Here is a 20,744-nt window from a genome sequence, read left to right on the forward strand (position 1 = left end):
GCGTCATCTCCTGACGCGCCGGCCCCGGCCCTGCAAAAACTTCACACTACCGCCGCTGAATCGGCCCCCCGGCCCCGCCCTCCGGCCCGCCGCGGCCCCGGCCGTCTTTCTCCTGCTCCCCCGCCGGCGGCGCCGGCACCACATCCGCCCAGACCAGCACCGCCGAGTGCGGGTAGTACGTCACCTCCACCCAGTCGCCCTCCCGGATGCCCGCCACCGCGTGCGCATCCGCCCGCAGGATCTGCCGGTCCACGCGCACGTAGTAGGTCTTCATCACGATCGAATCGCGGCGCGACCACATCCGGGTGATCCGCCCCCGCCGCACGCGCGGCTTCGTGAACAGGTCCAGCGTCGATTGCACCGCCTGGAAGCCGAACAGGAGCGCCAGCAGGCCCAGCACCACGACGAGGAACCACGTCGAGCCCCGGTCGCCCCCGGCGAACACCCGGTCGATGAAGAAGAAGAGGAAGGCGCTGACCGTCACCAGCGCGACCGGCACCCAGAGGATGGCTGAGCGCAGGATGCCCGCGCGGACCGCCCGCGTTTTCAGCTCCCGCTGGAGTTCGGGGTCGTCGTCGTACCTCACGGCAGGAGAATCTCCATGCCGACCGACAGGGTGTCCGGGTCCAGGCCGGGGTTCACGGCGAGGATGGCATCGACCGTCGTGCCGTTATCGAGCGCGATCTGGAAGAGCGTGTCGCCGGACTTGACGACGTAGGTGCGCGCCGCCGGCGTCGGGGTCGCGCCTGCGGGTGTCGGCGTGGGCGAACCGGGCTGGGCCGTCGCCGGCGTCGGGGGGGTCGAAGGCGGCCGGGTCGCGCCGCCGGCTGCCGCGGTCGGGCTCGGGGCGCCGCCGCGGGGTGTCGGGGTCGCGGTCGCGGTGACCGCCGGCGTCGGGCTCGGCAGTTCGCGCACGAGCGGGCCGCGGCTCTCGGTCGCCGGCGGCCGGATGAGGAGGAAGGCGGTCACCAGCGTAGCCAGCGCGAGCAGCGCCAGCGAGCCGCGGAACACCCGTGCCGAGGGCACGGCCGCCTCCGGCGCCATGCAGCGCAGGCAAACCTCCGCGCCGTGCTCCTCGCAGTAGAGCCGGCCGCAGGTCGGGCAATCGGCGGTCGCCGGGCGTTCGCAGTAATGACAGGTCGCGTCGGTCACCGATATCCCAAGCCTACCCTCGCGCGCGAAAGGGGAAAGTCAACCGTCCCGGCCCGCCGGTTCGATGGTCGCCGTGAGCCCGAACGATTCGAGCCGCGCGCGGTAGTGCTCGGCCGCTTCTTTCGGGCATTCGATGACGACGGCCCGGCCGTGGTGGTGCGCCTCGAGCATGATGGCCGTCGCCTCCTCCCGCGTCAGCGACGGCACGGACCGCTGCAGCGCGCGCACCACGTGGTCCATGGTGTTCACGTCGTCGTTGTGGAGGATGACCCGGTAGGGCGGGAGCACCTTCTCGAGCACGACGGGGTCGAGTTCGATGGTCGGCGTGGACATGGAAGTTGGGAGTTGGGAGTTTGGAGAGTATAGCGCGGGATGCCGCGGGCTGGCCGCCCGCGGCGGGGGATGGCTCGCCGCCTTCGGCGGCATCGCCGCGGGATGCCGGCGCTCCGCGCCGGCGCGGGGGGAGGAAGGTTGGAGGCGGGAGGTTGGAGGCGGGAGGTTGAAGGTTGGAGGTTGGCCTCCCGCTTCCCGGTTCCCGCCTCCCGGTTCCCGCCCTACGCCGCGTACTTTCGGCCTTCGGTCTCCCGGTTCCCGGCTCCCGGTTCCCGGTTCCCGGCTCCCGCTTCCCGCCTCCCGGTTCCCGTCTCCCGCTCTACGCCGCGTGCTTGCGGCCTTCGGTCTCCCGGTTCCCGCCTCCCGCGTCCCGGTTCCCGCTTCCCGCTTCCCGACTCCCGCTTCCTGCCACCCTGCCCCAGGGGTCGATGACGCGGGTGAGGCGGCAGCGCGCCTGCGCGAGCTGCTCCTGGATGAGCGGCTCCGCGACGTCGAGCCGCCACGGCGAAAGCCCGCTGAGGTCGGGCCGCACGACCTGCACCGCCGCGGCCGACCGCCCGATCGCCTCCATCGCCTCTGTCGTGGCCCGGCTGAGGATCCGAAACGACTGCGCGAGCACGCCCAGCGCCGTCTTCGGCGGCGCCGCGGCGCCCGCCGGCGGCGTCAGGTCGATCGCCAGCACCTCGGTGGCTCCCAGCGCCAGCGCGCTCGCGATGTCGACCGACGCCGTGATGCAGCCGTCGACGTAGAGGTCGCCGCCCAGTTCGACCGGTTCGAAGACGCCGGGGATGGCGGTCGATGCCGCGATGGCGGGCGCGAGCGGCCCCTCGCGGAAGAGGTGCTTCCGGCCGCGCGTCAGGTTCGTCGCCACGACGGCCAGCTCGAGCCGCGCGTCTTCGAACCGGAGGTCGCGCACGTGGGCATCGATGAGCCCGCGGACGATGTCGTTGTCGCGCAGGGCGCGGGGGTTGCGGGTAACGCGCGCGGCGAGGTGGAGCGGGTTCCAGCGGAGCACACGGATGCGGCCGAGCCCCCGCCATACATCGAGCAGCCCCTGCGGGTCGTCCGGGTACATCGCCACCCAGGCGCCGTTGAGCGCGCCGACGCTCGTGCCGATGACGAGGTCGGGCCGGAAGCCGAGTTCGAACGCGGCCTGGATGTAGGCGGCCTGCACCACCCCGAGCGTGCCGCCGCCGCCGAGCACCAGCGCGCGCCTGCCCTCCCGCGGTTCCTGCGCCGTCACCGCTGCATCCTCCTGTGTCATGGGTATCGGCAGGGGGACGACGCAGCCGAAGGGCGATTTTCGCCGGGCGGAAGCCGCTCCTTATCGTTATCGTTCCACGACGAACAGGGGCGGCTGCGTAGGCTCGTCGACCTCCCCCCCGGTGCGGGTCGCCGGGAGCGAATTCGCAGGCGCGGCTGCTACGAGGCGCGCCGCGATTTCAGCGATGGCTGCGGCCGGGGAGGTGGCGGAATGTACGGCGCCTCCGTCGACCGGTTGCCGTTCGGACCGGGGAATTGGGCTCAGCGACCAGGCTCCCGCGAAGTCCTCCCAGCCCGGTTTCCCGGCGAAGCCGGTCGCCTTGATAACCGCATCGAGGGTGCCACTGAGCGCCTGCTTCGAGAGTGTGCCGGGAGAATCCGGGCGCTCCCCACCCTCCCCAAAGGCGACAGCGACGAGGGCATCGGAAAACGCGAGGATGAGTCCGTTGCGCGCCATGGCCTGCCACGATTTCCACCCGGCGCGCGGAGCGAACTGGGAGACGACGGCAAAGCGGTGGCCGGCGAAACGACGCAGCAGTGCACGGCCCTTCCCGGTCTCGATCCCCTCCGCGAGGACGACTACCGCCCGGCCACCGGCAGCGAGCGCACCCTCGACTGCCGATGTGTCGACACCGCGGGCGCCGCCGGAAATGACCAGCCAGCCGCGCCGGGCGCACTCCGCCCCGAGCTGGGCCGCGTCTTCGAGCGAGCGGGCGGGCGCGGCCCGCGAGCCGGCCACGGCGAGCGCAGGGGTCGCGCTCAGCAGGTCCAGGTCCCCCAGGACGTGGAGAAGCGCCGGCCTCGTGAGACGCCGTCGAAGTCGCTCTGGGTAGCCGGGGTCGTCCTTGGAGTACGTCGCAGGCGCCGCGACGAGGCGCGATTCTGTCAACGCCGAACCCTCGTTCTCGTGATGGTCACAGCATAGACCGCCGAGCAGGCGTCATCCTTCAGCATCGTCCGGGTACACTCCCGCAGCGTCGCGCCCGAGCGGAAGATGTCGTCAAGGAGGAGCAAGCGCTTGCCGCGGTAACGGTCCAGGTCGGTCACTGCAAAGGCGCCGCGGAGCGCCTCCTCGCGCTCCTCCGGAGACTCGATGTCCTTCAATGGCGCTCCTGCCCGCACCCGGACCAGCCACTCCCGGTCCGCCGGGCGTCCCGTCAGCGCCTCAAGCTCCCGGGCAAGGATGTCGACGGGCTGTTCCGCACGTGTCCGGTCGCTCGGCGGGACCGGGATGATGGCGGTCAGGCTTGGGAAAACTCCGAGGCTGGTGACGAACGCCGCGAGCCTCTCCGCGATGGGTGCTGCCGCGCTCCGGTTTCCGTCGTACTTCAACGCATACAGGAGTTCACCGAGCTCAGACCGTCGATAGCCCGGGCCCTCATGGTCGACCGTGTGCCAGTCGAGCGCCCATGCTCCCCGCCACGGCTCCTCAGGCTGTTTACCGAGCCACAACTGCACGTTAACGGCTCCCGTGGGGCGACTAAATAGCAAACGCGGATGCGCAGTTCAAGAGCCGCCACCCGCCCCGCAGCCCGCCCTCGCTCTTTCCTTTCCCTTTCTGCTGGTACCTTCTCCCCTGTATGCGCACCCCCATCCTCGCTCTCGCCGCCGCCATCGCCGTCTTCGCCGCCGCCTGCTCCGACCGCGAGAGTCCGGCAGCCGGGGCCGGCGCAACCCCCGGCAGCGCCGCCCTCCAGTGGTCGCCCTGCGGCGGCCGCGCCGAATGCGCAACCCTCGAGGTTCCGCTCGACTGGGCCAACCCCGGCGCCGGCACCATCGAGCTCAGCGTCATCCGCTACCCCGCCCGCAACCCCGGCCAGCGCATCGGCGTCCTCATGGCCAACCCCGGCGGCCCCGGCGGCTCCGCCATCGACTTCATGAAAACCTGGCAGGCCATCGCCCCCGCCGCCATCCGCGACCGGTTCGACCTCGTCGCCTTCGACCCCCGCGGCGTCGGCGAAAGCACTCCCATCCTCTGCCACGAACGGCTGCAGGAGCTCGTCGCCCTCGATCCCGACCCGGAGACCGACGCCGAATGGCGCGCCGCCGAGCGCGTCTCGAAGGCCTTCGCCGACGACTGCGCGGCGGCGGCCGGCCGCCTCCTCCCCTACGTCGGCACGAAGAACGTCGCGCGCGATATGGACGCCCTCCGCCAGGTGCTCGGCGAAGAGCAGCTCACCTACGTCGGCTACTCCTACGGCACCACCATCGGCGCCGTCTACGCCGACATGTTCCCCGGCCGGGTTCGCGCCTTCGTCCTCGATGGCGGCACCGACCAGTCGCTCGACTACGAAACCGTCGCCGTCACCCAGATGATCGGCTTCGAGTGCGCCCTCCAGGCCTACCTCGCCGATTGCGCGGCGAAGCGGTGCGCCCTCGCCCGCGACGGCGACCCGCGCGCCGCCATCGACCGCGTCATCGCCATGGCCGAGCAGGCGCCCATCCCGGCGCCCGGCGCGGACCGGCCCGCCGGCCCCGGCGAAGTCCAGCTGGGCATCATCGCCGCCCTCTACAGCAAGTTCACCTGGAACCAGCTCACCGGGGCGCTCACCCGGGCCCTCGCCGGCGACGGCACCGGGCTCGTCGAGCTGACCGACTTCTACCTCCAGCGCAACCCGGACGGCACCTACCCGAACCTCATCGAAGCGAACTACGCCGTCAACTCGGTCGATGCCGCCTGCCCGCGCGACCCGCTCGCCTACCGCTCCATGGCCGACCGGTTCGCGAAGCTGGCGCCCACGTTCGGCCGGGCGGCGGCCACCAGCGGCCTCGTCTGCGCCTACTGGGCCGCCGAGCCGGACCCCCTCGGCGTGCCGCGCGCCGCCGGCGCGCCGCCGATCCTCGTCATCGCCACCACCAACGACCCGGCGACCCCGTACGAATGGGGGAAAGCGCTCAGCGAACAGCTCGAAAGCGGCGTCCTCCTCACCTACCGCGGCGAAGGGCACACCATCTACGCCCAGGGCAGCGCCTGCGTCGACGATATCGTCAACGCCTACCTGCTGAACCTGGCCGTGCCCGCTGCCGGGGCTACCTGCGGCGACGGCCCGCCGCCGCCCGGCCAGCAGGCCGGGCCGACGCCCGCGCCCCGCACGGAGGCGACGCCCACCCGCTCGGCCCGCCTCGCCCCCGCGCCGGCCGACGGCAGCGCGGCAGCGGCGCCGGCCGCGAACGATGGCGATGAAGGCGAGACGCCGCCCCCGCCGCCCGAGACTGATGCCGGCAGCGGCGCACCCGCCACCTGGGGCTACTGGCTGGCCGGCCTGCTGCTGCTCGCCATGGCCGTCGCGTTCGCCGGGATCGGCGTTGCCCAGGCCCGCCGGGGCCGCCCCGGCGGCTGAGCCCGGGATTATCATCTGCGCTGGATGCGAATCCTGCTCGTCGAAGATGACCGGGCTGTCGCCGACGCCGTCCGCCGCGGGCTGAGCGAGGAGGGCTTCATCGTCGACCACGTCGCGGACGGCGAGGAGGCGCGCGAGGCGCTGCGAACCGGCGGCTACGATGCGGCCATCCTCGATGTCAACCTCCCGGGCGTGAGCGGCTTCGATATCGCGCGCGACCTGCGCCTTGCGGAGGGCGCCGTCGCCACACCGGTCCTCTTCCTCACCGCGCGCGACGCCGTGGCGGACCGGGTCCGGGGCTTCGAACTCGGCGGCACCGATTACCTCGTGAAGCCGTTCGCATTCGCCGAGCTGCTCGCGCGAGTGCGGGCGCTCATCCGCCGGCCGCCGGCCGTCCCCGCGCTGCTCCGCTACGAAGACCTCGAGCTGGACCCGGCCCGCCGCGAAGTGCGCCATGCCGGGCAGCCCATCGTGCTCCCGCCGCGCGAGTTCCGCCTGCTCGAGGCGCTCCTGCGGCACCCGGGCATCGTCATGGCCCGCGAACGGCTGGAACTCGCCGCGTGGCCCGATGCCGAGGACCTCGAATCGAACGCGCTCGAGGCCGCGGTCTACCACCTCCGCCGGCGCCTCGCCGAGCCCGCCGGCCATCACCACATCGAGACCATCCGGGGAGTCGGCTACGTTCTCCGCTAGGCTGCTGCTGCGCCTCCCCGTTCGGGCGCGCATCGCGCTCGGCATCCTCATGCTCGGGTCCGCCCTGCTCATCCTCGCCGCGGGCCTCACCTACCTCCTCTTCGAACGGCAGCTCCAGCGCGAGACGGATCGGCTCCTCTCCCTGCGCGCCGCCGCCAGCGAATCGCTCGTCGACCGCAGCGCTTCGCCCCCGACCCTGCGGGTTGCCGACCCGGGGGGCGAACTGGCCCGCGGCGAATCGGTCCTCCGCCTCTACCGCGCCACCGGCGAGCTGCTCGCCGATGGGTCGCCGGCGGCGCCTCCCTCGGCAGCTGAGGCGGACCTCGTCCGATCGGCGGCAGCCCGCGGCGCCGATGCGAGCGGCCGCGCCGCAGAGCCCGGCGGCGAACAGCAAGTGCTGCTCGCGCGGCCCCTCGCCGCCGACCCGGGCCTCGTCCTCGTCGTCGGCATCGAAGCCTCCCGGCTCGATGAGCCGCTCGCAGCGCTCCGCCTCGCCTTCGCAGCCGCCATCCCGGCGGCAGCGCTCGCCCTCGCACTCGGCGCCTATCTCATCGGCCGGCAGGCGCTCGCGCCCGTCGGCGCCATGGTCGCCGCCGCCCGCCGCATCGACCCCGAAAGCGGCGGACAGCAGCCCCATCGCCTGCCTGTGCCGGCCGCGGACGACGAGCTCCGCGCCCTCGCCGAAACCCTCAACGAGATGCTGGGCCGCCTCGCCGCGGCCTCCGAACGGGAGCGCGACTTCATCGCAAGGGCCGCGCACGACCTCCGCACCCCGATCGCCGGCATCCTCGCGACCGCGGACGTCGCGCTCCGGGGCGACCGGCCCGCGGCGGAGTACCGCGAGGCGCTCGCTACAGTCCGCGAGCGCGCCGCCGCGCTCACGCACCTCGCGAATCGCCTGATCGACCTGAACCGGCTCCAGCACGGGGAGGTGCGGCCCGAGCCGGTCAACCCCGGGGCTCTCCTTCGCGAGGTCGCCGCCCGCTGGATTACTGACGGCCACCCGGCCGAACGGCTGCACCTCGACGTCGACCCCTCGGCGGAAGTCCACGTCGCCCTCGACCCCGTGGCGCTCGAGCGCGCGGTGCGGAACCTGCTGGAAAACGTCGACCGCCACGCCGGCCCCGGCGCGTCGGCGTGGGTGAGCGCGGTGCGCGCTGACGGCGTCCTTCGCATCACCGTCGCCGACGACGGCCCGGGGCTGCCCGCACCCCCGGATGAACTCGTGCGCCCGTTCGCCAGCGCCGCCGGCCCGGCATCTCCCGGGGACGGGCTCGGTCTCGCCATCGTCGCCTCGGCTGCGCGCGCACACGGCGGCACCCTGCGGGCCATCCCCCGCGGCCCCCGCGGCGGCGCGTCCTTCGTCATCGAACTGCCGGCCCCGGGCTCCGCGTAACGCTCCCTTTCCCGCCGTCATCTTCCCGTCAGGCAGCTCCGCGACCATCGATGCAGGGACGGCACCACGCGAAACCCGCCGTCCGGGAAAGGACCACCGCATGAGCCTCTCGAGCATCTTCTCCCGCCGCCTCTACCTTGGCGTCGCCCTGCTGGCCCTGCTGGCCATCGCCGGGAGCGCCACCACCCTCGCCGCCACGCAAAGCCGCGCCGCCTCCAACGACCAGGCGTGCGCCCAGGACACCGTCGACGACAACGAACAGCCCGGCGCACCGGACACCGACAACATCCAGGACGAGTGCGGCGACCAGCACGAAGACGGCGAGACCAACGACGACAACGGGACCGTCGATCAGCACGAAGACGGCGAGACGAACGACGACAACGGGACCGTCGATCAGCACGAAGACGGCGAGACGAACGACGACCTCCCCGGCCAGGTGAGCCCCCAGAACTAACGCTCGCCGTCTCCCTCCCCTGGCGCGGCCCCGGCCCCCTGCCGGGGCCGCGCTGCGTCGGCGTTGCGCAGGCCCGCCGGGGCCGCCCCGGCGGCTAACCGCCTGCTCGCGTAGACTCCACCTCACCCCTGCCCGGGACCGGAGGAGCCGCGTGGCCGATGCCGCGCCCGGCGCTCTCGCGGGCCGCCGGGTCCGCCGCCCGGCCCGCGTCTTCTACGGCTGGTGGATCGTCGCCGTCGGCGGCGCCCTCCAGGCCCTGCAGGCCGCCCTCCTCGGCCAGGCCTACGGCGCCTACGTCGTCCTCCTCCGCGAGGAGTTCGGCTGGAGCAAGACCCTGCTCTCCGCCGCTTCCAGCCTCCGCGAGGCCGAAAGCGGCATCCTCGGCCCCGTCCACGGCACCCTGCTCGACCGCTTCGGCCCCCGCACCATCGCCTCCATCGGCGTCGTCCTCCTCGGCATCGGCTTCATGCTCTTCAGCCGCGTGCAGGACCCGCTCCAGTTCTACGGCGCCTTCCTCGTGATGTCCGTCGGCGCCAGCATGTCCGGCTACTTCACCGCCACCTTCGCCGCCGTCCACTGGTTCGAACGCCGCCGCGCGACGGCCATCTCGCTCACCTCAGCCGGGTTCGCCATCGGCGGGATGTGCGTGCCGCTCACCGTCCTCGCGCTCGAATCCTTCGGCTGGCGGACGACGGCCTTCCTCTCCGGCGTGCTCATCATCGCCGCGGGCCTGCCGCTGGCCCAGCTCTACCGCCACCACCCGCGCGACCTCGGCCTCGAACCGGACGGCGAGCCGCCGGCCCGCCCCGTCCGCGACCCCGCCGACCCGCCGCCGGCGCCCGCCTCCCGCGATTTCACCCTCGGCGAGGCGCTCCGCACGCCGGCGTTCTGGCTCATCGCCTTCGGCCATGCGTCTGCCCTGTTCGTAGTCAGCTCCATGGCCGTCCACCTCGTCTCGCACCTGCGCGAGGCGCTCGGCTACACGCTCGGGCAGGCCTCGGCCGTGGTGCTCGCGCTCACCTTCACGTTCATGGTCGGGAACCTCACCGGCGGCTTCATCGGCGACCGGGTGAACAAGCGCGCCTTCCTCGTGACCTGCATGGCGATGCACTGCACCGGGCTGCTCATCCTCTCGCACGCGGTCGCGACGTGGATGGTCGCCGCCTTCGTCGTCATCCACGGCCTCGCGTGGGGCTGGCGCGGCCCGCAGATGTCCGCCATCCGCGCCGACTACTTCGGCCGGGCCGCCTTCGGCAAGATCATGGGCGTCTCCGCGATGGTCATCATCACCGGCACGGTCTTCGGGCCGCTCATCGCCGGCGCGCTCTACGACCGGACCGGCAACTACCGGCTCGGCTTCGATGTCCTCGCGCTCATCGCGCTCTCCGGCTCAGTGTTCTTCCTGCTGGCGCGACGGCCCTCACCGCCACTCGACCGCCAGCACGGTCGCTAGCGGGTCAATAGCCGCGGGCGGCACCTCGATGGTCAGCTCGCCCAGCGGGTCGCGCCCGAAGAGCCGGTCGGCGATGGCGCAGCGGCTGCTCGTGCGGAGCTCCTCGCCGGTGCCGACGCACCACGCCCGCGCGGCATGGTCCACCGGCACGCCGCGCAGCGTCACTGACTCGTACGGGCGCTTCAGGAGGAAGACGTACGTCACGCTGCCCCGCTTCGTCGATGGACCGTAGACCTGCCACGGCGCGAGCCCCGGCTCCGTGCCGGTGATGGCTTCGCCGTGGCGTCCCATCCACCCCGCCACCTCCTCGAGGATGGCGATCTGCTCCTGCGGCAGGCGGCCGTCGCCCATCGGGCTCACGTTCAGCAGCAGGTTGCCGCCCCGGCCCGCCACTTCGCAGAGCGTGTGGACCACCTGCCGGGGCGATTTCCACCGCGTATCCGACGGGACATAGCCCCAGCTCTCATTGAGCGTCATGCACGTCTCCCACGGCCGGCCCGGCGGCTGCGGCGGCACGAACTGCTCCGGCGTTTCGAAGTCGCCCGCGCCCGGCAGCCGGTCGTTGATGAGGATGCCGGGCTGCAGCTCCCGGATGAGCGCCTCCAGCTCGTTCGCCCGCCACTGCTCGGGCGTCCGCTCCCAGCCGCCGTCGAACCAGAGGAGGTCGATCGGCCCGTAGTTCGTCAGCAGCTCCCGCACCTGTTCGAACATGTCCCGCAGGAAGCGCTCCCACCCCTCCGGGGTCGGCTGGCGGCCGCGCCCGAACCGGTACGGCCGGTCGTCATCGGTCAGCGCCGGGTAGTCCGGGTGGCGCCAGTCGCAGAGCGAAAAGTAAAGCCCGACCCGGAGCCCCTCGGCCCGGAACGCCTCCACGTACTCGCGGACGAGGTCGGCGCCGACGGGCGATGCGGCGACCCCGAACTCCGACGTCTTCGTGTGGAACATCGCGTAGCCGTCGTGGTGCTTGGCGGTGAAGACGGCGTACTGCATGCCGCAGCGCTTCGCGAGGCGGGCGAGCGCGGGGAAGTCGCGCTGGCGGGGGTCGAACGTCGCCGCGGAGGCCTGATAGGCGGCGACGGACATGCTGGCGGTGGGCAGGGCGGCATTGCCGCCGGCCATCGGCCACGAGAGTTCGACGCCCTGCTGCGAGGAATGCCCCCAGTGGATGAACATCCCGAACCGGGCCGTTTCGAACCAGCTCGCCATCGCGGGCCGCGATGCTACCGGATGCCGGGCGGCGCCGCCAGCGGGAGGATGGGGAAGCGGCCCGCCGCCTATCCGGCAGGGCAACCGGAACGCGCGCCCCCCGGGCGACAGTTCGGGAAGGCGGGCCTTGCCGCCGCCAGCTTCGGACGGCCGCAGGATGCGCGCAAGCCGCCCCTTACCCCAGCAGCCGCAGCACCCGCTCCGCCGCCAGCTCGGCTACCCGCTCGGCCGGCAGCGCGGCATCGATCACCGCCCAGCGGCCGGCGTCGTCGCGCGCCTGCAGCAGGTAGCCCTCCCGCACCTTCCGGTGGAACTCCAGCCCCTCCAGCCCCGTCGCCACCGCGGCGCTTTCGGCCGCCTTCCGCGCCAGCCCTGCCGCCGGGTCGATATCGAGGTAGACCACGAGGTCCGGCTCGAGCCCGCCCGTGGCCGCCCGGTTCGCCGTGCGGACGATGACGGGGTCCAGCCCCCGCGCGTGCACCTGGTAGGCGAAGGTGCTCGGCGCGAACCGGTCGCAGAGGACCGTGTCGCCCCGTTCGAGCGCCGGCCGGATGACCGCCGCGACGAGCTCGGCGCGGGCGGTGAGGAAGGCGAACAGCTCGGCCCAGGGGCTCAGCCGCTCGTGGAGCAGGCCGCGGATGACTTCGCCCGCCGGCGTGCCGCCCGGCTCCCGGGTGAGGACGACGCGCCGGCCGGCCGCCTCCAGCCGGGCCGCGACCGCCGCCGCGGCCGTGCTCTTGCCGGAGCCTTCGCCCCCTTCGAAGACGATGAAGCGGCCGCTGCTCACCGCTCGAACGGCGTCCCGCTGCCGAGCGGCAGGATCTTCACGCGGCGCATCGGCTCCTTGCCCGAGCTGCGGCTCTCGAGGTTGTAGCGCGTCGCCAGCTGGTGCTGCACCCGGCGGATGTAGCTGTTCGCCGGCGGCAGCTCCACCGGGCGGCCCTCTTCGAGGACCTTCGCGATCGCCTCCTCCGTCTCGCGGAAGACGTCGACCATCGGGTCGCGCTTCGGGCCGCGCCCGCCGCCGCTCCCCCGGTCGCCCCGCAGCTGGAGGAGCGCCTGCTCGAGCTGGTAGAGCCCGCTGCTCTTCACCACGTAGAGCGGCAGGTTCAGCTCCTCCGCCTCGCGCAGGGCGGGCGGCTTGCTCCGGTAGTAGTTGCGGAGCGTGATGACCGCGTCGGCATCGGCCGGGTCATCGACCAGTTCGACGTTCGCATCGACGGAGCGGGCCGCCTGTTCGAGCCGCGCGCGCGGGATGCCGAAGGGGAAGAGCCGGGTGACGCGGGAGGCCGGCCGGGGCGCGGCGGCGGCGAACTGCGGCGGCTCGTCGCCGTCGAACTCCGCCGGCTCGGGCGCGGCGGGCTCGAACCCCCGCGGTTCGCGCGGCTCCCGGAACTCCCGCACGTGGCCGCCGTTCCGCCGGTGGCCGATCTCCCAGGTCGGCGGCCGGCCGGACCGCGCCGGCGCGCCGGCGCCCATGCCGAACTCGCCGCCTTCGCGCTCCGCGTCGTCCACGATTTCGATCCGGCCGCCGGGGCCGAGCTGCCGCGTCTCCGGCTTCGCCCGGTAGCCCCGGAGGATGGCGTCGACCGTCTCGGCGACGTTCTTGTGGATGGCCACCCGCCGCCAGCTCTCGATTTCGACCACGATGTCGAACGTCGGCGGCGCTTTCCGTTCGAGGATCGACTTCTGCGTGCCGCGCCGGCGCGCCTCTTCGTCGCCCAGCGTCACCGACTGGATGCCGCCGATGAGGTCGGCGAGCGTCGGGTTCAGCATCAGGTTTTCGAGCGAGGTGCCGTGGGCGGTGCCGACGAGCTGCACGCCGCGCTCGGCGATGGTGCGCGCCGCCTGCGCTTCCAGCTCCGTGCCGATCTCGTCGATGACGATGACTTCCGGCATGTGGTTCTCCACCGCCTCGATCATCACCGCGTGCTGCATCGACGGCGTGGCGACCTGCATCCGCCGGGAGCCGCCGATCGCCGGGTGGGGCACATCGCCGTCGCCGCCGATTTCGTTCGACGTGTCGACGATGATGACGCGCTTGTTCGCATCGTCGGCGAGCACGCGCGCGACTTCGCGCAGCATCGTCGTCTTGCCGACGCCCGGCCGGCCGAGGAGGAGGATGTTCTTCCCGCTCAGCACGAGGTCTTCGATGACGCGGATCGTGCCGTAGACGGCGCGGCCGACGCGGCAGGTGAGGCCGATGACTTTGCCGCGCCGGTTGCGGATGCAGCTGATCCGGTGGAGCGTCCGTTCGATGCCGGCGCGGTTGTCGTCGCCGAAGTCGCCGATGCGGGCGATGACCCACTGGAGGTCGGCCTCGGTGACCTCTTCGCGGCTGAGGACGATTTCGCGGCCCGGGTAGCGGGCTTCCGGCAGCCGGCCGAGGTCCATCACGACTTCGAGCAGGTCGGCGCGGCGCTCCGCCTCGCGCAGCGGGCCGGAGATGTGCGGCGGGAGCGCATCGAGCAGCAGGTCGAGGTCGTCGGTGACGATCTGCTCAGGGGGCAGCGGTGCGGATGCAGAAGATGACTGGCTCACGACTCATTGCGGCACGGGGAAGGATTCCGCCGGGACCGCCACGACCTCCTTGAGGGTCTCGGCCCGCGCGAGGCGGCGCGCGCACATGAGCCGCACTCCGAGGGCCGGGTAGCCGCGCTCCTGCGCGGCCGCTTCGATGCCGGGCTGGTGTTCGGCCACCACGAGCGCGCCGTGGCGCGGCGCGTGCGCTTCGACCGTGTCGAGCGCCGCATCCACGAGCGCGCCCCCTTCCGCGAGCAGGAGGTGCGCCTCCCGCTCGCCGATCCCGGCCCAGCCGATGAGCCCGCCCTCTCCATCGGCCACGAACTCCTGCTCGCAATCGAACGAATCGAGCACGGCCCGGAACTCCTGCTGGCCGGGCGCTTCGTTCCGCCGGACCGGCTCCGGCACGGCCCGGCAGTACAGCCGGAAGATGCCCGCGCGGTCGGCCCGCACGGCCGGCCGGAACGGGTTCTCCGGCCCCGGCGCTGCCCGGCTGCTCCGCAGCGCGTACAGCCGCTCCAGCCGGTAGGCGTAGAAGCCGGCCCGCCGCAGGGCGCCCGCGTGGGGCGACCCCTCCGCGTACCGGAGATAGAGCACCCGCCCGCCGCGCAGGGCCACCTCCCGCGCCAGCCCCTGCAAAAGGGCCGTCACTGCGTCGTCGTCCTTCGGCCGGCCGATGCGGAGGGAGGCGACATCCCAGCCGGCGCCGCCCGCCAGCTGGCGGGCCACCGCCACCCCGCGGTAGCTGAGGCCGCGCCGCAGCCCGACGACCGCCGTCCGCGGCACTTTCGGCAGCCGCGTGATGCCCGTCGCCGCCAGCCCGCTGGAGACGAGCAGGTTCTGCCCGCCGCGCAGCGCCACCACCTCCGTATCCAGCCGGTGGAGCTGCGGCCAGAGCGTCGCCGCATCGATCGGGCTCAGGGCCTCGGCGAAATGGTCGCTCATTTGGCAGCCCCCGGCGGCGCGCCGATGGTGAGGAAGTAGGCGTGCAGCCGCGTGTCGTGCGTCAGCTCCGGGTGGAAGCTCGTGGCCAGCAGGTTGCCCTGCCGGGCGGCGACCACCGTGCCGTCGGCCAGCCGCGCGATCGCCCGCGCTGGCGGGTCGACCCGCTCGATGACCGGCGCGCGGATGAAGACAGCCCGGAACGGCCCGCCTTCCAGCCCTTCGATGGCGAGGTCCTCTTCGAAGCTGTCGACCTGCCGGCCGAAGGCGTTCCGCCGCACGCGGATGTGCATCGTTTCGATGCCGGGCCGGTCGAGCCGGTCCACCTCCTTCGCGAGCAGGATGGCGCCGGCGCAGGTGCCCCACGTCGGCCGGCCGCTCGCGCAGAAGGCCCGCAGCGGCTCCTGGAACCCGTTCGAGAGGATCAGCCGGGCGATCGTCGTGCTCTCCCCGCCCGGGATGATGAGCGCATCGAGCCCCTCGAGCTGGGCCGGCTTCCGGACTTCGATCGCCCGGTGGCCCATCCCTTCCAGCATCTCCCGGTGCTCCCGGAAATCCCCCTGCAGCGCGAGCACCCCGACGGTGCGGGGCGCGGACGAACGCGGCGAAACCGTCATGCGGAACCAGCCCCCGGCGCAGGGCGCGGCTCACGGACGGCAACCGAGGGGCACGTGATGATGCGAATGCTCGATGGCAACGGCAGTGCGAAAACCCTGCGCAACCTGCTTCCAGTGTACCGCACCCGCAGGGCGCCTGCGCGGCGCCGAACGTTAACTTCCCGTGCCCTGGTACGCCGGCTCGATGACGGCCGACATGCTCCCGCGCGAATTCGGCATCAGCGGGTCCGGCCCGTAGGCGTGCACCAGCTCCTGCTTCGCGCGGACCTCATCGTGGCTGCCCGTCATCAGCACGGCCCGGCCCTGGCTGTCCACCACGCAGGCGATGGCGTACCCCTTCTCCGGCCCGTAGCCGAAGATCTCCGCGCACATCCGGATGACGTACGCGTACGTGTGCTCGTCGTCGTCCAGCAGCACGAGGTGGTACGGCGGTTCGAGCTGCTGGTCGGTCTCGTCGATGACGTGCGTCCCGGGAGATGGCAGCAGGCTCATGCCTTCGATTATACCCCCGGGCGGGCGGGCTCCCGGCGCTCAGCGGCCGGGTTCGAACAGGGCCGCGATGACGGCCAGCGCCAGCCGCCGCCCGCCGGCCGGCGTGAAGTGCACCCCGTCGCTCACCCGGATGACCTGCAGCGTCCCCTGCTCGTCCGGCAGCGCCGCGGCGTAGCTGCCGTCCGCCGCCGAGGTCAGCGTCCAGGTATCGAGATACAGCACCCACGGCCGGGCCGCCGCCTGCGCTTCGAACACGGCGTTGATGCGCGGCACGCTCGCCGCGAGGTCGGCCCGGCCCATGTTCGGCTGCCCCACCCACACCACCGTCCGCCCCGGCCGGTAGAGCAGGTCCATGACCGCGCCGACCCGCGCGCCGTACTCCTCCGCCGAGCGCACCTGGTTCGCGTCGTTGGCGCCGACCATGAAGACCACCACGTCCGGGTCGTACCGCGCCATCTCCGCCGCGAGGTATGCCGGCCAGTCGAAGAAATCCGGCCGCATCAATCCCGAGCTGATCTTGTAGTCCGCCCCGCGGACGGGGATGCCGCCCAGCGCCGACCACTCGGCGAAGAGCGCGACCGTCATGAAGTAGGAGGTCGAGTCGCCGTCGGACCAGAGCCGGACGCCCTCCGCCGTGCGGAGCCGCGCCGGGGTCGGGGTCGGGGTCGGGGTGGGCGTCGGCGGCGGCTCGGGCGTGCCGTCGTACGCCAGCCCGGCGACGAAGACGTACCGCACGGGGGCTTCGGCAGCAGCAGCGCCGGCCGGGGCCTCCGCCGCCGGGTCATCGGCGAGCGAAAAGACGATCCCGGCGCAGCCGCCGAGCACCCCTGCGAGCACGAGCAGCGCCCCGTGCCAGCGGCGCGCGCGCCACCGCCGCCCCGCCCGCTCCTCCGGTTCGGGTGCCGCGTCGGCGCCGGGCAGCTCTTCCAACTCCGCGACCTCGCAGGGGCTTCGAATCCGGCAACGCGCGGACCCGGGGTAAAGTTCCCGCAGTCGCCCGCTTCGCGCCAGCCCGCGACAATGCGGGGCGGGGGGCGGCGCCCCCGCCGGCCGCGACCATGCTCTTCCCGACCGTCGATTTCGCCATCTTCTTCGTCGCCGTCTTCGCCGTCGCCTGGCTGATTCGGCCGTGGCACCTCTGGTGGCGCGTCTTCCTCGTCCTCGCCAGCTGGTTCTTCTACGGCTTTTGGGAGCCGAAGTTCGTCCTCCTCCTCATCGGCTCCACGGCCTTCAACTGGGCTGTCGGCCGCGATCTCGCCCGGATGCGCGGCCCGGAGGGGCTCGACCGCTTCGGCCGCTGGTTCCTCGGCTTCGGCATCGCCGCCAACCTCGCCACCCTCGGCTGGTTCAAGTACTACGGCTTCTTCGTGAAGGACGTCGCCGGCCTCATCGAGCGCTTCGGCGTCGACCTCCCGCTGCCGCTCCTGCAGATCACGCTCCCGGTCGCCATCTCGTTCTTCACCTTCCACGCCATCAGCTACCTCGTCGATATCGCCCGCGGGCAGTGCGAGCCCCTTTCGCCGCTCGATTTCGCGCTCTACCTGTCGTTCTTCCCCCACCTCGTCGCCGGCCCCATCGTCCGCGTGACCGAATTCGCCCCGCAGATTCGCGCGCCCTTCCGCGACCGCGTGATCGACGCCGCGCCGGCGTTCACGCTCATCGTCGCCGGCCTCTTCAAGAAGGTCGTCATCTCCACCTATCTCGCCGGTGAAATCGCCGACCCCGTCTTCGCCAGCCCGGGCACCCACAGCGCGCTCGAAAACCTGCTCGGCGTCTACGCCTACGCCGTCCAAATCTTCGCCGACTTCAGCGGCTACACCGATATCGCCATCGGCTGCGCGCTCCTCCTCGGCATCCAGTTCCCCCAGAACTTCGACCAGCCGTACCGCGCGTGGTCGCTGCAGGATTTCTGGCGGCGCTGGCACATGACGCTCAGCCGCTGGCTGCGCGATTACCTCTACATCCCGCTCGGCGGCAGCCGGGGCAGCAAATGGTTCACCTACCGGAACCTCTTCCTCACGATGCTCCTCGGCGGCCTCTGGCACGGCGCGGCCTGGACGTTCGTCGCCTGGGGCGCCATCCACGGCGCCGGCCTCGTCATCGAGCGGGAAGTCCGGGCGCGAAACCGCTGGCTCCGCGGGACGGCGGCGAAGGCGGCCGGCTGGTTCATCACCTTCCACGTCGTCTGCTTCGCCTGGATCTTCTTCCGCGCCGAGACGTTCGGGGCCGCCTGGCATGTCATCACCCGCATCGCCACCGCCTGGGGCGAGCCCTCGCCCGCCGCCACGCCGCTCCTCATCGCCGTCATCGCCGGCGCTATTGCCGCTCAGTTCCTCCCGCGCGACCTCTTCCGGCGGTTCGAGGTGACCTACTCTGAACTCGCCCCTGCCGCGCAGGCGGCTATGCTGGCCGTGGCGCTCGTGCTCATCGATGCCCTCGGGCCGGAGGGCGTCGCGCCGTTCATCTACTTCCAGTTCTGAGCCCCGGAGGTGACCCCGCCCGATGGCTGACGCGACCCGACCCGGCCCCCGCCAGCGGCTCGGCGCCCGGCCCCGCCGCGTCTTCGGCGTCATGGTCGGCGGCCTCCTCCTCGCCGTCCTGCTCAACGCCCCCGCCCTCGAACAGGGCGCCGAATCGATGCCCTACGGCCGGGAGCGCGACTTCTGGCTCGCCGTCTGGAAGCCGTTTGCGACGGTCAGCCGCCTCTTCTTCCTCGATGAGCCGCGCAACCTGCTCGACCGCGCCCTCGGCCGCGAGCAGCGCGGCCTGTTCGAACTGCCGGCCGCGCCCGGGGACGAACCCGGGCAGCCCGGCGGCGATGCGACGGCCCTCCCCGGGCGGACGCCGACGCCCGGCCGCGGCACCCCCGCCGCCTCCCCGACGCCGACGCCCGACCCTCGCCCGAAGCTCCGCACCCCGACCGCCGCCGACCCCCTCCGCGTCTGGATCGGCGGCGATTCGATGGTCAAAGTGCTCGGCGAAGCGTTCGTGCGGCAGGCCGCCGAGACCGGCGTCATCGCCGCCACCCACGACCCCCAGCTCTCCAGCGGCCTCACGCGGCCCGATTTCTTCGACTGGCCCGGCCACTTCAACCAGCTCGTCCAGTCCGGCCGCTACGACGTCTTCATCGTGATGTTCGGCGCCAACGATTCGCAGGGCATCAAAACGCCCGACGGCCAGATCTTCCAGCCCGGCGACCCCGGCTGGACCGCCGAATACCGCCGCCGCGTCGCCGGCGTCATGGACCTCCTCGGCGGCGGCAACCGCCTCGTCCTCTGGGTCGGCCAGCCAATCATGCGCAGCGCCGAGTTCTCCCAGCGGATGGCCGAGCTGAACGCCATCTACCGCGAAGAGGCCGCGAAGCGCCCGTGGGTCCAGTTCATCGACCTCTGGCCGCTCTTCCAGGCGCCCGGCGGCGGCTACGACGCCTACCTCCGCGACGACGACGGCCAGGTGAAGGAGATGCGGCACCCGGACGGCGTGCACCTCGTCCGCGACGGCGGCGAGCGGGCGGCGCGGACCATCCTGTCCGCGCTCAAGGCCGAAGCCGGCATCCCCTGAGCGGCGCGGCGGTCGTCCATTCCCGCCGCGGGCCGTACCCTCGAGAAGATGGATGGCGGCCTCCCGCCCGGCTTCGGGCGCTACCCGCTGCCGCTGGCGCTGGCCATCCTGCTCGTGCAGGCGGCCCTCGGCATCCTCCTGTTCGCCACGTTCCAGGAATGGGTGCCGCGCCGGCTCGGCGCGTCCGACGCCTGGGGCGGCTACCTCCTCGCCAGCTACGGCGCCGCCCGCTTCCTCCTCGAAACGCCGACCGGCGCCATCGCCGACCGCCTCGAGCGCCGCGCCGGGCTCCTCCTCGGCTTCCTCCTCATGTTCCCGTCGATTGGCCTCATGGCCGCCGTCCGGCAGGAGCACGCCTACCTCGTCTTCGCCGCCCTGCTCGGCGCAGCGACCGCCTTCCTCTGGCCCGCGACCTACGCCATCGCGGCCGACCTCTACCCCATCGACCGACGCGGCAAGGTCATCGGCTTCCTCAACCTCGCCCAGCTCGGCGGCTTCGGCCTCGGCGCGCTCGGCGGCGCCTTCCTCGTCGACCACGCGCCCGCCGGCGCGCTCTTCGGCAGCGCGGCCGGGGCGGTGGCGCTCGCCTTCGCGGCGGTGCTGCTCGGCATCCCCAGTTACCGCGGCGGCTCCCTCTTCCGCCGGGTCGATGCCCCCGGCCGGCCCTCCCTCCGGAGCGTGCTCGACCGCAGAGTCGCCGCGCTCGCGGCCCTCATCCTGCTCGCGAGCATCGCTCTTGCCATGCTCGTGCCCGCCATCCGCCCCTATGGCGAACGCGTGATCGGCATCTCGTTCTCCCGGCTCACCATCGCGCTAATTCCCGCCGTGGCCGTCGGCGCGCTGCTCTACATCCCGGCCGGCGACCTCGCCGACCGGTTCGGGCGCTGGAAGCCCTTCGCCGCCGGGCAGCTCTGCCTCGTCGCCGGGCTGCTCGTCCTCGCCGCCACGGCCAGCCTCCCCGTCGCCATGGCCGCCGCCACCCTCGTCGTCGCGGGCAACGTCCTCACCGTTCCCGCGTGGAACGCGGCGGTGATGGACCTCGCCCCCGAAAGCCACCGGGGCACGCTCATCGGCCTTTCCGTCGCGCTCAGCGGGCTGGCGCTCGCGCTCGGCCCGGCGCTGGGCGGCTTCGTCGTCGGCCGCTGGGGCGCGCCCGCGGCGTTCACCGTCTCCGCCGCGCTGGCCGCGGCCGCTGCTGCCCTGACGCTGGCCTACGCCCGCCGCACCGCGGGCGCCACCGGCACCCGCAGCCCCGTTCGACGCTCCTGAACGGTTGCGATTTGGTGCGCGGCGTGCCCCTACAATACGGCCCGGC

Annotated in this window: 21 protein-coding genes; 8 read left to right on the plus strand and 13 right to left on the minus strand. The window is 72.8% G+C overall.

The annotated features are described in order from the left end of the window. Window positions 1-46: 46 nt before the first annotated feature. The 6 genes from O0235_RS07410 to O0235_RS07435 form a co-directional block, all read right to left on the minus strand. Window positions 47-586, minus strand: a complete 540-nt coding sequence (locus tag O0235_RS07410; RefSeq protein ID WP_270057906.1) for a hypothetical protein — start codon at window positions 584-586, stop codon at window positions 47-49. Then, a complete protein-coding gene (locus tag O0235_RS07415; protein WP_270057907.1) occupies window positions 583-1,152 on the minus strand; it encodes a LysM peptidoglycan-binding domain-containing protein in 570 nt (189 codons plus the stop codon). The genes O0235_RS07410 and O0235_RS07415 overlap by 4 nt, the downstream gene beginning before the upstream one ends. A 39-nt stretch (window positions 1,153-1,191) precedes the next feature. Next, window positions 1,192-1,485: an ATP-dependent Clp protease adaptor ClpS gene (locus O0235_RS07420; RefSeq protein WP_270057908.1), complete on the minus strand. Its 294-nt coding sequence runs from the start codon at window positions 1,483-1,485 to the stop codon at window positions 1,192-1,194. 319 nt (window positions 1,486-1,804) lie between these two features. Further along, window positions 1,805-2,728 carry a patatin-like phospholipase family protein gene (locus tag O0235_RS07425; protein WP_270057909.1) on the minus strand — a complete coding sequence of 308 codons (924 nt, stop codon included), beginning with the start codon at window positions 2,726-2,728 and terminating at the stop codon, window positions 1,805-1,807. An 87-nt stretch (window positions 2,729-2,815) separates the two neighbouring features. Then, on the minus strand, window positions 2,816-3,637 hold the full coding sequence (locus O0235_RS07430; protein ID WP_270057910.1) for a DNA-processing protein DprA: 822 nt from the start codon (window positions 3,635-3,637) through the stop codon (window positions 2,816-2,818). Then, window positions 3,634-4,206: a ComF family protein gene (locus O0235_RS07435; RefSeq protein WP_270057911.1), complete on the minus strand. Its 573-nt coding sequence runs from the start codon at window positions 4,204-4,206 to the stop codon at window positions 3,634-3,636. Before O0235_RS07435 ends, O0235_RS07430 begins: the two co-directional genes overlap by 4 nt. Before the next feature lie 122 nt (window positions 4,207-4,328). Here O0235_RS07435 and O0235_RS07440 point away from each other — a divergent pair, with 122 nt between their 5' ends. The 5 genes from O0235_RS07440 to O0235_RS07460 all read left to right on the plus strand — a co-directional run bounded on the left by O0235_RS07440 (window position 4,329) and on the right by O0235_RS07460 (window position 10,088). After that, window positions 4,329-6,089, plus strand: a complete 1,761-nt coding sequence (locus tag O0235_RS07440) for an alpha/beta hydrolase (RefSeq protein WP_270057912.1) — start codon at window positions 4,329-4,331, stop codon at window positions 6,087-6,089. Between the two features lie 24 nt (window positions 6,090-6,113). Beyond that, on the plus strand, window positions 6,114-6,782 hold the full coding sequence (locus tag O0235_RS07445) for a response regulator transcription factor (RefSeq protein WP_270057913.1): 669 nt from the start codon (window positions 6,114-6,116) through the stop codon (window positions 6,780-6,782). Window positions 6,783-6,831: 49 nt separating this feature from the next. Further along, window positions 6,832-8,178: a sensor histidine kinase gene (locus O0235_RS07450; protein ID WP_270057914.1), complete on the plus strand. Its 1,347-nt coding sequence runs from the start codon at window positions 6,832-6,834 to the stop codon at window positions 8,176-8,178. Between the two features lie 100 nt (window positions 8,179-8,278). Beyond that, window positions 8,279-8,635, plus strand: a complete 357-nt coding sequence (locus tag O0235_RS07455) for a hypothetical protein (RefSeq protein ID WP_270057915.1) — start codon at window positions 8,279-8,281, stop codon at window positions 8,633-8,635. A gap of 151 nt (window positions 8,636-8,786) precedes the next feature. Continuing rightward, on the plus strand, window positions 8,787-10,088 hold the full coding sequence (locus O0235_RS07460) for an MFS transporter (protein WP_270057916.1): 1,302 nt from the start codon (window positions 8,787-8,789) through the stop codon (window positions 10,086-10,088). Here the strand turns inward: O0235_RS07460 and O0235_RS07465 are convergent. From O0235_RS07465 to O0235_RS07495, 7 genes are all read right to left on the minus strand, one after another. Then, the gene (locus O0235_RS07465) at window positions 10,056-11,294 is read right to left on the minus strand and encodes an alpha-L-fucosidase (RefSeq protein ID WP_270057917.1); all 1,239 of its coding nucleotides are present in this window, start codon (window positions 11,292-11,294) and stop codon (window positions 10,056-10,058) included. The two genes, O0235_RS07460 and O0235_RS07465, sit on opposite strands and share 33 nt — an antisense overlap. Before the next feature lie 175 nt (window positions 11,295-11,469). Beyond that, the gene (gene tmk / locus O0235_RS07470; RefSeq protein ID WP_270057918.1) at window positions 11,470-12,081 is read right to left on the minus strand and encodes a dTMP kinase; all 612 of its coding nucleotides are present in this window, start codon (window positions 12,079-12,081) and stop codon (window positions 11,470-11,472) included. After that, window positions 12,078-13,835, minus strand: a complete 1,758-nt coding sequence (locus O0235_RS07475; protein WP_270057919.1) for a R3H domain-containing nucleic acid-binding protein — start codon at window positions 13,833-13,835, stop codon at window positions 12,078-12,080. Before O0235_RS07475 ends, tmk begins: the two co-directional genes overlap by 4 nt. A gap of 3 nt (window positions 13,836-13,838) precedes the next feature. Continuing rightward, window positions 13,839-14,762 (minus strand): hypothetical protein, encoded by a 924-nt coding sequence (locus O0235_RS07480; RefSeq protein WP_270057920.1) that lies wholly within the window; start codon window positions 14,760-14,762, stop codon window positions 13,839-13,841. Next, window positions 14,759-15,376 (minus strand): pyridoxal 5'-phosphate synthase glutaminase subunit PdxT, encoded by a 618-nt coding sequence (pdxT, locus tag O0235_RS07485; RefSeq protein WP_270057921.1) that lies wholly within the window; start codon window positions 15,374-15,376, stop codon window positions 14,759-14,761. The genes O0235_RS07480 and pdxT overlap by 4 nt, the downstream gene beginning before the upstream one ends. A 153-nt stretch (window positions 15,377-15,529) precedes the next feature. After that, window positions 15,530-15,868 (minus strand): ATP-dependent Clp protease adaptor ClpS, encoded by a 339-nt coding sequence (locus tag O0235_RS07490; RefSeq protein ID WP_270057922.1) that lies wholly within the window; start codon window positions 15,866-15,868, stop codon window positions 15,530-15,532. Between the two features lie 39 nt (window positions 15,869-15,907). Further along, complete coding sequence (locus O0235_RS07495) at window positions 15,908-16,798, minus strand: DUF459 domain-containing protein (protein WP_270057923.1); 891 nt, start codon at window positions 16,796-16,798, stop codon at window positions 15,908-15,910. Window positions 16,799-16,926: 128 nt separating this feature from the next. On the opposite strand from O0235_RS07495, the gene O0235_RS07500 reads away from it, so the two are divergent. Genes O0235_RS07500 through O0235_RS07510 form a run of 3 tightly spaced genes read left to right on the plus strand, consistent with a single transcriptional unit; the run spans window position 16,927 to window position 20,698 of the window. Then, window positions 16,927-18,348 (plus strand): MBOAT family O-acyltransferase, encoded by a 1,422-nt coding sequence (locus O0235_RS07500; RefSeq protein ID WP_270057924.1) that lies wholly within the window; start codon window positions 16,927-16,929, stop codon window positions 18,346-18,348. A gap of 22 nt (window positions 18,349-18,370) precedes the next feature. Continuing rightward, window positions 18,371-19,429, plus strand: a complete 1,059-nt coding sequence (locus O0235_RS07505) for an SGNH/GDSL hydrolase family protein (RefSeq protein ID WP_270057925.1) — start codon at window positions 18,371-18,373, stop codon at window positions 19,427-19,429. A gap of 48 nt (window positions 19,430-19,477) precedes the next feature. Continuing rightward, complete coding sequence (locus O0235_RS07510) at window positions 19,478-20,698, plus strand: MFS transporter (protein WP_270057926.1); 1,221 nt, start codon at window positions 19,478-19,480, stop codon at window positions 20,696-20,698. Window positions 20,699-20,744 lie beyond the last annotated feature (46 nt).

This window comes from Tepidiforma flava (assembly GCF_027594505.1).
Classification (GTDB): Bacteria; Chloroflexota; Dehalococcoidia; order Tepidiformales; family Tepidiformaceae; genus Tepidiforma; species Tepidiforma flava.

What these genes read in the sequence shown, in the direction of transcription:
- O0235_RS07420 (WP_270057908.1), bottom strand. Translation starts at nt 1,485, where the DNA reads ATGTCCACGCCGACCATCGAACTCGACCCCGTCGTGCTCGAGAAGGTG.
- O0235_RS07440 (WP_270057912.1), top strand. Translation starts at nt 4,329, where the DNA reads ATGCGCACCCCCATCCTCGCTCTCGCCGCCGCCATCGCCGTCTTCGCC.
- O0235_RS07445 (WP_270057913.1), top strand. Translation starts at nt 6,114, where the DNA reads ATGCGAATCCTGCTCGTCGAAGATGACCGGGCTGTCGCCGACGCCGTC.
- O0235_RS07450 (WP_270057914.1), top strand. Translation starts at nt 6,832, where the DNA reads ATGCTCGGGTCCGCCCTGCTCATCCTCGCCGCGGGCCTCACCTACCTC.
- O0235_RS07455 (WP_270057915.1), top strand. Translation starts at nt 8,279, where the DNA reads ATGAGCCTCTCGAGCATCTTCTCCCGCCGCCTCTACCTTGGCGTCGCC.
- O0235_RS07465 (WP_270057917.1), bottom strand. Translation starts at nt 11,294, where the DNA reads ATGGCGAGCTGGTTCGAAACGGCCCGGTTCGGGATGTTCATCCACTGG.
- O0235_RS07480 (WP_270057920.1), bottom strand. Translation starts at nt 14,762, where the DNA reads ATGAGCGACCATTTCGCCGAGGCCCTGAGCCCGATCGATGCGGCGACG.
- pdxT (WP_270057921.1), bottom strand. Translation starts at nt 15,376, where the DNA reads ATGACGGTTTCGCCGCGTTCGTCCGCGCCCCGCACCGTCGGGGTGCTC.
- O0235_RS07490 (WP_270057922.1), bottom strand. Translation starts at nt 15,868, where the DNA reads ATGAGCCTGCTGCCATCTCCCGGGACGCACGTCATCGACGAGACCGAC.
- O0235_RS07500 (WP_270057924.1), top strand. Translation starts at nt 16,927, where the DNA reads ATGCTCTTCCCGACCGTCGATTTCGCCATCTTCTTCGTCGCCGTCTTC.
- O0235_RS07505 (WP_270057925.1), top strand. Translation starts at nt 18,371, where the DNA reads ATGGCTGACGCGACCCGACCCGGCCCCCGCCAGCGGCTCGGCGCCCGG.
- O0235_RS07510 (WP_270057926.1), top strand. Translation starts at nt 19,478, where the DNA reads ATGGATGGCGGCCTCCCGCCCGGCTTCGGGCGCTACCCGCTGCCGCTG.